The sequence below is a fragment of the Polymorphospora sp. NPDC050346 genome (assembly GCF_040655695.1).
GTDB classification, from domain to species: Bacteria; Actinomycetota; Actinomycetes; order Mycobacteriales; family Micromonosporaceae; genus Polymorphospora; species Polymorphospora lycopeni.
Genome location: NZ_JBFAKM010000037.1, coordinates 76,670 through 85,244 on the forward strand (window position 1 = coordinate 76,670; position 8,575 = coordinate 85,244).

Annotated in this window: 9 protein-coding genes; 4 read left to right on the plus strand and 5 right to left on the minus strand. The window is 71.8% G+C overall.

The annotated features are described in order from the left end of the window. The first annotated feature begins 11 nt into the window (after positions 1 to 11). The 3 genes from AB0I42_RS29540 to AB0I42_RS29550 all read left to right on the plus strand — a co-directional run bounded on the left by AB0I42_RS29540 (position 12) and on the right by AB0I42_RS29550 (position 3,619). A complete protein-coding gene (locus tag AB0I42_RS29540; RefSeq protein ID WP_357542313.1) occupies positions 12 to 923 on the plus strand; it encodes a sugar ABC transporter permease in 912 nt (303 codons plus the stop codon). Positions 924 to 933: 10 nt separating this feature from the next. Next, positions 934 to 1,905 (plus strand): carbohydrate ABC transporter permease, encoded by a 972-nt coding sequence (locus tag AB0I42_RS29545; protein ID WP_357542315.1) that lies wholly within the window; start codon positions 934 to 936, stop codon positions 1,903 to 1,905. Between the two features lie 97 nt (positions 1,906 to 2,002). Next, on the plus strand, positions 2,003 to 3,619 hold the full coding sequence (locus AB0I42_RS29550) for an alpha-amylase family glycosyl hydrolase (protein WP_357542317.1): 1,617 nt from the start codon (positions 2,003 to 2,005) through the stop codon (positions 3,617 to 3,619). Between the two features lie 220 nt (positions 3,620 to 3,839). On the opposite strand, the gene AB0I42_RS29555 is transcribed toward AB0I42_RS29550, so the two are convergent. After that, a complete protein-coding gene (locus AB0I42_RS29555; RefSeq protein ID WP_357542319.1) occupies positions 3,840 to 4,901 on the minus strand; it encodes an NAD-dependent epimerase/dehydratase family protein in 1,062 nt (353 codons plus the stop codon). Positions 4,902 to 5,003: 102 nt separating this feature from the next. On the opposite strand from AB0I42_RS29555, the gene AB0I42_RS29560 reads away from it, so the two are divergent. Beyond that, positions 5,004 to 5,855, plus strand: coding sequence for a Rieske 2Fe-2S domain-containing protein (locus AB0I42_RS29560; protein ID WP_357542321.1), 852 nt, complete (start codon positions 5,004 to 5,006; stop codon positions 5,853 to 5,855). Between the two features lie 184 nt (positions 5,856 to 6,039). On the opposite strand, the gene AB0I42_RS29565 is transcribed toward AB0I42_RS29560, so the two are convergent. The 4 genes from AB0I42_RS29565 to AB0I42_RS29580 are packed head-to-tail and all read right to left on the minus strand — an operon-like array spanning position 6,040 to position 8,472. Continuing rightward, a complete protein-coding gene (locus tag AB0I42_RS29565; protein WP_357542323.1) occupies positions 6,040 to 7,056 on the minus strand; it encodes a LysM domain-containing protein in 1,017 nt (338 codons plus the stop codon). Positions 7,057 to 7,094: 38 nt separating this feature from the next. Next, a complete protein-coding gene (locus AB0I42_RS29570; RefSeq protein WP_357542326.1) occupies positions 7,095 to 7,520 on the minus strand; it encodes a hypothetical protein in 426 nt (141 codons plus the stop codon). 5 nt (positions 7,521 to 7,525) lie between these two features. After that, positions 7,526 to 8,011 carry a TadE/TadG family type IV pilus assembly protein gene (locus AB0I42_RS29575; protein WP_357542328.1) on the minus strand — a complete coding sequence of 162 codons (486 nt, stop codon included), beginning with the start codon at positions 8,009 to 8,011 and terminating at the stop codon, positions 7,526 to 7,528. Then, a complete protein-coding gene (locus tag AB0I42_RS29580; RefSeq protein ID WP_357542330.1) occupies positions 8,008 to 8,472 on the minus strand; it encodes a TadE/TadG family type IV pilus assembly protein in 465 nt (154 codons plus the stop codon). The genes AB0I42_RS29575 and AB0I42_RS29580 overlap by 4 nt, the downstream gene beginning before the upstream one ends. Positions 8,473 to 8,575 lie beyond the last annotated feature (103 nt).

Sequence of the window (8,575 nt, forward strand, 5' to 3'; positions counted from 1 at the left end):
AAGGTCGTCCGATGGCGGTCATCGAGGCCGGACTCCGCGACTCGCGACGCGCCCGGCTCCGCCGGAAGGTCCAGGACAACCTCCTGGCGTACGCCTTCATGGCGGCCGGCATCGCCTGCTTCGCGCTCTTCTCGTGGTACCCGCTGGTACGGGGCGTGGTGCTCAGCTTCCAGCAGGTCAACTTCGTCACCGACCCGTACTGGGTGGGGCTGGACAACTTCGAGGCCCTGTTCGCCGACCCGCTCTTCTGGACGGCCTGGAAGAACACCATCGTCTTCACCGGCCTGGCGCTGGTCTTCGGGTATCTCGTACCGCTGGCGATCGCGGTGCTGCTCAACGAGTTGCGGCACTTCAAGGGCTTCTTCCGGGTGGCCGTCTACCTCCCGGTGATGCTGCCGCCGATCGTCGTCGTACTGCTCTTCAAGTACTTCTACGACCCCGGCAACGGCCTGTTCAACACCATCCTGCGCGGCGTCGGCCTGCCCGAATCGCAGTGGACCCAGTCGTCGAGCACCGCCATGATCTCGCTGGTCCTGGTGTCGACCTGGGCCAACCTGGGCGGCGCCACGCTGATGTACCTCGCCGCGCTACAGGGCATCCCCGGCGAACTCTACGAGGCCGCCGAACTCGACGGCGCCACCATCTGGCAGCGGCTGCGCCACATCACCATCCCGCAGTTGCGGTTCATCATGCTCGTCCTGCTGCTGATGCAGATCATCGCGACGATGCAGGTCTTCATCGAACCGTTCCAGCTCACCGGCACCACCAACCCCGACACCGTCACGGTGATGGTGCTGATCTACCGCTACGCCTTCACCGTCAACAACGACTTCGGGCTGGCCGCGGCCATGAGCGTGCTGCTCTTCGTCGTACTGGGCGCCTTCTCCGCGCTCTACCTCCGGCTCACCCGTACCGCGGAATGAGGGGCCTGCCATGACGATCACCGCTCCGTCCCGGCCACCGCTGCCGAAGCCCGCCGGTCCGGCGCCGGGCCGGCGACCGTCCCGCCCGGCCGGCGACCGCGGCGCCGGCCGGACCCTGATCTCCGACACCGAGCTGCGCCGGACACGCGGCAAGGTCGTCTACTTCAGCGTCCTGACCGTCGTCACCATCCTGTTCAGCCTGGTCTTCCTGTTCCCGCTCTACTGGATGGTCACCGGGGCGGTGAAGGAACCGGCCGAGTTCGCCCTGACCCCGCCCACGTTCGTCCCCGAGACGTTCGAGCCGCAGAACTACGCGCTGGCGTGGGACCGGATGAACATCGCCCGCTACTTCGGCAACACCGTCTTCTACGCCGTCGGCGGCTGGCTGATCCAGCTCGTCGTCGACGTCGGCGTGGCGTACGCGCTGTCGAAGCTGCGGCCGATCTTCGGCAAGCTGGTGCTCGGGCTGATGCTGGCCAGCCTGATGCTGCCGGCGGCGGCGCTGCTCATCCCCGCCTACCTGACCGTCACCGACGTGCCGATCTTCGGGGTCAACCTGCTCAACACCCCGTGGGCGCTCTGGCTGCCGGCGGCCGCGAACGCGTTCAACATCTACGTACTCAAGCGGTTCTTCGACCAGATCCCGAACGACCTGCTCGACTCGGCCAGCCTCGACGGCGCCGGCCGGCTACGGGTGCTGTGGCACATCGTGCTGCCGCTGTCCCGGCCGGTGCTCGGGGTCGTGTCGATCTTCGCGATCATCGGCATCTGGAAGGACTTCCTCTGGCCGCTGCTGGTCCTGCAGGACACCGAGGTCCAGACCATCAGCGTCGCGCTCAGCCGGCTGTCCAACACCAGCCAGGTGCCGCCCACCGAGATGATGGCCGGCCTGGTGATCGCCAGCATCCCGATGATCGTCATCTTCCTGATCTTCCAGCGCAGCATCATCGGCGGACTCTCCGCCGGATCGATGAAGGGCTGAGCAAGACCCCCATCCGTGGCGGTCGCCGACGACCGCCTGGCCGACCGTGCTCGGACGAGCCCGGCGACCGTACGCCGAACTGAGAAAGCAGGTGCCCGTGTCCACAGCAGACGGCGACCCGTGGTGGCGCGGCGCGGTGATCTACCAGGTCTATCCGCGCAGCTTCGCCGATGGCGGTGGCGACGGTGTCGGCGACATCGCCGGCATCCGTGCCCACCTGGACCACCTGTCCGCGCTCGGCGTCGACGCGATCTGGCTGAGCCCGTGGTATCCGTCACCGATGGCCGACGCCGGCTACGACGTGTCGGACTACCGCGACATCGACCCGATCTTCGGCACCCTGGCCGAGGCCGAGGCGCTCATCGAGGAAGCACACGCCGCGAACATCCGGATCATCGTCGACGTGGTGCCCAACCACTGCTCCGACGCGCACCCGTGGTTCCAGGCGGCGCTCGCCGGCGGGCCGGACGCACCCGAACGTGACCTCTTCTGGTTCCGGCCGGGGCGCGGCCCGAACGGCGACGAGCCGCCCAACAACTGGCGCTCGGAGTTCGGTGGTGGCACCTGGACCCGCACCACCGACCCCGACGGCAGCCCCGGCGACTGGTACCTGCACCTCTTCAGCCCCGAACAGCCGGACCTCAACTGGGACCACCCGAAGGTCCGGGCCGAATTCGAGAGCATCCTGCGCTTCTGGCTCGACCGCGGGGTCGACGGCGTCCGGATCGACTCGGCCGCCCTGCTGCTCAAGGACCCGGCCCTGCCCGACCACCACGCCGACCGACCCAGCCCGTACGTCGACCTCGACGAGGTCCACGACGTCTACCGGTCCTGGCGGCGGATCACCGACGAGTACCCCGGCGACCGGATCCTGATCGGCGAGGTGTGGCTGCCCGACACCCGCCGGTTCGCCAACTACCTGCGCCCCGACGAACTGCACACCGCGTTCAACTTCGAGTTCCTCGGCTGCGCCTGGGACCCGGACCTCCTGCGTGCCTGTGTCGACGCCACCCTGGACGCGCACGCCCTGGTCGGCGCGCCCGCCACCTGGGTGCTGTCCAACCACGACGTGACCAGGCACGTCACCCGTTACGGCCGGGAGGACACCACGTTCAGCTTCGCCACCAAACGCCACGGCGTCGTCACCGACCTCGAACTCGGCACCCGCCGGGCCCGCGCCGGCGCGCTGCTGACCCTGTCGCTGCCCGGCGCCACCTACGTCTACCAGGGCGAGGAGTTGGGGCTGTGGGAGGTCGAGGACATTCCGGAGGCGCTGCGCCAGGACCCGATGTGGGCCCGGTCCGGGCACGGGCGCGACGGCTGCCGGGTGCCGCTGCCGTGGTCCGGCGACGCCGCGCCGTTCGGGTTCAGCCCGGCCGGCGCCACCAGTCCGCCCTGGCTGCCGCAACCGGCGGACTGGAAGGACCGCACCGTACAGGCCCAGACCGGCGACCCGCACTCGATGCTGGAGCTCTACCGCGACGCGATCCGGATCCGCCGCGCCGAGCCCAGCCTCGGTGACGGCGGCCTGCGCTGGCTGCCGGCACCCGACGGGGTGCTCGCCTTCGCCCGCGACCCCGGATTCGCCTGCGTGGTCAACCTATCCACCGGCTCGGTCGTGCTGCCCGAGCACCGCTCGTGCCTGCTTGCCAGCGGTCCGCTGGACGGCGAACTGCTGCCACCGGACACGGCCGTCTGGCTGCGGATCGACTGAGCAGGCCGCGCCGGCCGCAGACCCGTCGCCGCCGGGGGCGACGAGCCGTGGTCGGCGGCACTCGCCGAAGGGACCCGGTCAGGTGCCGCCGACCACGGCAGACCCGCAAGATCCCCGTGATCAGGGATCAGGTCGGGCGTGTCTTGCGACAGATCCCCTGATCACGGGGATCTTGCGGCCAGCGGGCTTCGGTCACGGGGCTTCGGTCACGGGGCTTCGGTCACGCCGGGTTGCCGTGGCCGGGCAGCCCCGTCGCCAGCCGCCGGCCCGCCGGCCGCAGCGCGGCGCTCGGCATACCCGCACCCGACGCCATCCCCGCCAGCAACTCGCGCAACGTCGCCCGCGCGTCGTGCCGCGGCGTCCAGCCCAGCAGGTCGCCGGCCCGGGAACAGTCCATCAGCGGAGCCCCGGCGGCCAGGTCGATCCAACCCGGCTCGGTCGGCTGCAACCGGGCGTACCAGGTCAGCGCGGCCGCCGTACGCAGCACCGGCAGTGGCACCGGCACCGTCCGGGCGCCCATCTCCGCGGCGAGCACCTCGCCGTCGAGCGGCGGCTCACCCGCGATGTTGAACGCCCCGGTCACCTCCCGGCGAAGAGCCAGCAGGTACGCCTGCGCGGCGTCGTCGGCATGCACCGTCTGCGCGCGCAGGCGGCCGTTACGGGGTACGACCGGCACCCGCCCCGGGCGCAGCAGCCCTCGTGGCACCAGCGGCCCGACGAAGAACCGGCCGATCTCCGGGCCGGCATCGCCCTGGAAGACCAGCGCGGTACGCATCCGTACCACCCGCAGCCGCGACCGTTCCCGCTCGAACTGGTCGAGCATCCGTTCGACCGCCACCTTGTCGGTGCTGTACGACGACCGGCGCACCCCGGTGGTCGGCCATGTCTCGTCGACACCACGGTCCTTCGGACCCGGCGCGTAGGCGCCGACCGACGACGCGTACACCAGCTTCGTCACCCCTGCGCGCAGCATCGCCTCCACCACGTGCCGGCTGCCGGTGATGTTCGTACGCCGCAACCGCCGCCGGTCGTGGCTCGGCTGGATCTGCCAGGCCAGGTGTACGACCGCGTCCACCCCCTCCAGCCACGGGGCGAGCCGGTCCGGGGCCGAGCTGTCGCCGAGATCCACGGCGTGCCAGTCGACACCGTCGTACGGCGTACCCGATCCCGGCTTCGGTGGCCGGCGGGCCAGGCCGACGACCTCGATGTCCGGTTCTGCCGCCAGGCGGCGCAAGAGAGCGGTTCCGACGTTTCCGGTGGCTCCGGTGATCGCGACTCGCATGTCCCTCACGTACCCCGGCGACCCTTCGCCATGCCGGGACTCTCCGGACGCGGGCCGGTCGGCCAGTGGTTTGGGCCGGTCGGCGAGGGGAAGCCGCCACCTGTGCGAGAACTCTTGACCAGAATCGAGCGGGCGTCCCGGCTGGACCGGCTGGCCGACCCCATCCAGCAGCGGGTCCTGTCGATCCTGCGGCCCCGCCGCCTGCGCGACGCGCTACACGGGGTCTGGCTCGGCCACCCTCTGCACCCGGCCCTGGTCCAGGTGCCGATCGGGGCGTGGACGAGTGTTGCCGTACTCGATCTGCTGCGGGGCCAGCGTCGCGCCGCCACCATCCTGACCGGGGTCGGCGTCGGCGGCGCGCTGCCGGCCGTGGTCACCGGGCTCAACGACTGGGCCTCCCTGTCACCCGAACAGCGCCGGGTCGGCCTGGTCCACGCGGTCGCCAACCAGATCGCCCTGGTGCTCTACGCGGGTTCGTTCGCGGCCCGGCTCACCGGCCGGCACAACGTCGGCCGGGCCCTGGCATACCTCGGGTTCGCCTCCGCCAGCGGCGGCGCGTATCTCGGCGGGCATCTGGCCTACAAGCAGGCGGCCGGGGTCAACCAGGCGGTTCCGCAGCTGCACCTGATCAGCGACGGCTGGCATCCGGTCGCCGACCTTTCGTCGCTGCCCGAGGACCAGTTGGTCAGCCGGCTCATCGACGACGTACAGGTGCTCGTCTACCGCGACGGCGACGACATCACCGTCATGCTCGAACACTGCGCGCACCAGAACGGGCCGCTCAGCGAGGGCAGCCTGACCCGGATCGAGGGGCGGGCCTGCGTCGTCTGTCCCTGGCACGGCAGCACCTTCGAACTCGCCAACGGCGAGGCCGTGCACGGGCCGGCCGCGACCGACCAGCAGGTGCTGCGCTCCCGGGTGGTCGACGGCAGGGTCGAGGCGCAACTGCCCTGACCGATCCCGGCCCGGCGTCTCTCCCCACCGCCGTGCCTTTCCGCCGTCGTGCCGTCCTACCGCTATACCTTTGCGCCGTCGTGCCTTCCCGCCGTCGCGAAGGTGACCGCGTCGAAGGCGCCGCGCGGGTGCCGAGCCGGTGGCCGCGTCCCGGGCCGATGGCGTGGTCCGCCCATGCAGGCGGTCAGTCGCGGCGATGCCGTCCGCTGTCGGTCGAGTGGGCCTTGGCCGGCCGGCGGCGTAGCCCCATCAGCATGCCGATCTGGGCGCCGACGATGCTGGCCGCGGCGATCACCGCGGTCACCGCGAGCGGCCTGTTCGCCGTGTCCAGCCCACCCGGGCGGCCCGCCGCGCCACCCGCGAAGCTGGTGGTCGGCCGCTTTGTCGGGTTTTCGGCCGCTGGCGGCTGCTCGGATTCGGCCTGCTCCGGCGCCGGCGGTGACGCCGGGGTCGGGGCGGCGGCCGGGGGCGGCGTCGCCGGAACGGCCACCGCTCCGGTCGCATGCGTACGGGCCCCCCGGTCGACGGCGTGATCCGGCAGCCGCAGCGTCTGGCCGGGCCGGATCCGGTCCGGGTCGCGGACCTCGTTGAGCGCCGCGATCTCCCGGTAGTCGGCGAAGTCACCGAGGTAGCGGTCGGCGATGTGCCCCAGGTAGTCGCCGCGCTCCACCCGGTAGACCGCGGCCGACCGGTCGTTTCCGGCCGTCTCGACCACTGCCGGGCCGGGCGTGGTCACCGGCGGCGGAACCATCCACTGTGGAGCGGCGGTGGTCACCGTGGCGCTGGTGGTCGCGGGGCCGACGGTCGCCGCCGTCGCGGCCGGCGCGGCCACGACGACCATGGCCACCGAGCCGACCAGCGCGGCGGCGATCCGCTGCTGCCGCCGCATGCCGGGCAACCTGGGCGCGGGCCGGCGCAACGCCCGGGCCGGCAGTTCGACGAGCACCGACAGGGCGAAGGTCGCCCACCCCAGCCAGCCCACCACCGCCAGCGCCCGCAGGAACAACTGGCCGTCGTCGCGGCTGGTGAGGGCGTTGGAGACCTCGGCGAACGTCGGCAGATGGTCGGGCAGCGGGTTGCCGGCGACGGCGATCAGCGCCGCCGGTGCCCCGAAGAGTAAGGCGATCAGGACGACGAACGCCCCGAGGCCGGTCACCACCTGGCCGATCCGGCGCGGCGCGGAGACTCGGCGGCCGGTCATGGAATCTTCTCGCTGCGCTCGGTCACGGTACTGCCTCCCTACGGTTCCTCGGTCAGAAGCACGGCGGTGGCCTGGCCGGTGACCGTCCCCACGTCGGCGCCGAGGAAGGTGAGCATCACCGGCTGGTAGGTGAGCGTCACGGTCACCCGCAGCCGGGTGCCGTCACCCGCCACCGGCTCCGCCGTCCCGGTGGCGGTGATGTTGTCGGGCAGGACGAACCCGTCGACGTACGCCTCGGCGGCCGCGACGGCCTCGTCGACGTCGACGACCTTGGCACCGCCGCCCACCGCCGCCGCCCGGTCGATCTGCTGCCCACCGGTGCGGGCCGCCTCGGCGGCGATGTTGTCGGCGAGTTGCTGGGTCCGGAGCCGGCCGACGCCGTCGACGACGAGGCCCACGATCAGCAGCACGGCACCGATGGCGACGGCGACGAACACGCTCACCCGCCCGCTGTCGGTCCGCATCCCACTCATCCGCGCCCCCGGTAGCGGTCCACGGCGGAGGTGAAGGTCGCCTCGACCACCCGCGACCCGGGTACGTCGGCGGGCCGGGCCAGGTCGGCGAACGTCACCTCGCACGAGATCCGTACGGTCACCGACGCCGCCTCGCCGACGGTCTCCTCGTCGAACACCTCGGCGAATCCGACCGTGCCCCGGCCGGCGATCCAACCCGACAGCTGCACGTCGGGCTGGCCCACGCAGCGCAGCCCCTCCCAGTTCATCCGCTGCAGAACCGCGTCCCGGGACCGGTCGGCGGCGACGGTGGCGGTGCGCGAGATCGACGCCGCCCGCGCCGCGTCGTGCGCCGCCATCTGCAGGGTGCTCTGTGCGACGGCGGTCCGCCCGGCGATCGCGGCCAACACCATGAGCAGCAGAAAGGCCGGAGTGAGGATGGCGACCTCGACCGAGACCGATCCACGGTCCGGTCTGCGGCGGGCTGGCCGTACGGGCGTCATTCGTCGGTGAACCGTTCGACGGTGCCGTGGGCGGTCTCCACGACAGTCAGGTCGAGCCACGGCACGAGCGAGAGCGCCCGTCCCCGTACGGTGAACTCCACCCCGGCCGGGTCGCCGTCGTCGTACGTGATCACCGGCGGCTCGATGACCGCGTCGACCAGCCACTCGCCGGACGGCTGGGCCAGGAACTGGGCGGCACGCTCCTGGCCGGCGCCCGGCTCGGCGTCGAGCATGCGCTGCGCGGTGACCGCCTGCTGGGCGGCGGCCAGCGCCGCCGACCGGGCGAGGAAGATCGCCGCCACCTGGATCGATGCGAAGAGCAGTACGAGAATCGCCGGCACCAGGATGGCCAGCTCGATGGGGCTGGCACCCCGGTCGCCGCCCGAGTCCGTCAGCCGCTGCCGAAGCCGACTCCAGGCCCGGTTTCGGTCTCGCCCCGTGGCCGGGAGCCGGCTCGGCATCCGAGTCCGGTGTCCGGGCGACCGGCACCCGCCCAGAGGACTGGGACCTTTCCGACCAACGACCTGGACACACTGGGCAAGGATCCTGACAGCCAGGTGTGGG

Coding starts and splice junctions, on each gene's coding strand:
- AB0I42_RS29540 (WP_357542313.1), top strand. CDS start 12: ATGGCGGTCATCGAGGCCGGACTCCGCGACTCGCGACGCGCCCGGCTC.
- AB0I42_RS29545 (WP_357542315.1), top strand. CDS start 934: ATGACGATCACCGCTCCGTCCCGGCCACCGCTGCCGAAGCCCGCCGGT.
- AB0I42_RS29555 (WP_357542319.1), bottom strand. CDS start 4,901: ATGCGAGTCGCGATCACCGGAGCCACCGGAAACGTCGGAACCGCTCTC.
- AB0I42_RS29565 (WP_357542323.1), bottom strand. CDS start 7,056: ATGACCGGCCGCCGAGTCTCCGCGCCGCGCCGGATCGGCCAGGTGGTG.
- AB0I42_RS29570 (WP_357542326.1), bottom strand. CDS start 7,520: ATGCGGACCGACAGCGGGCGGGTGAGCGTGTTCGTCGCCGTCGCCATC.
- AB0I42_RS29575 (WP_357542328.1), bottom strand. CDS start 8,011: ATGACGCCCGTACGGCCAGCCCGCCGCAGACCGGACCGTGGATCGGTC.
- AB0I42_RS29580 (WP_357542330.1), bottom strand. CDS start 8,472: ATGCCGAGCCGGCTCCCGGCCACGGGGCGAGACCGAAACCGGGCCTGG.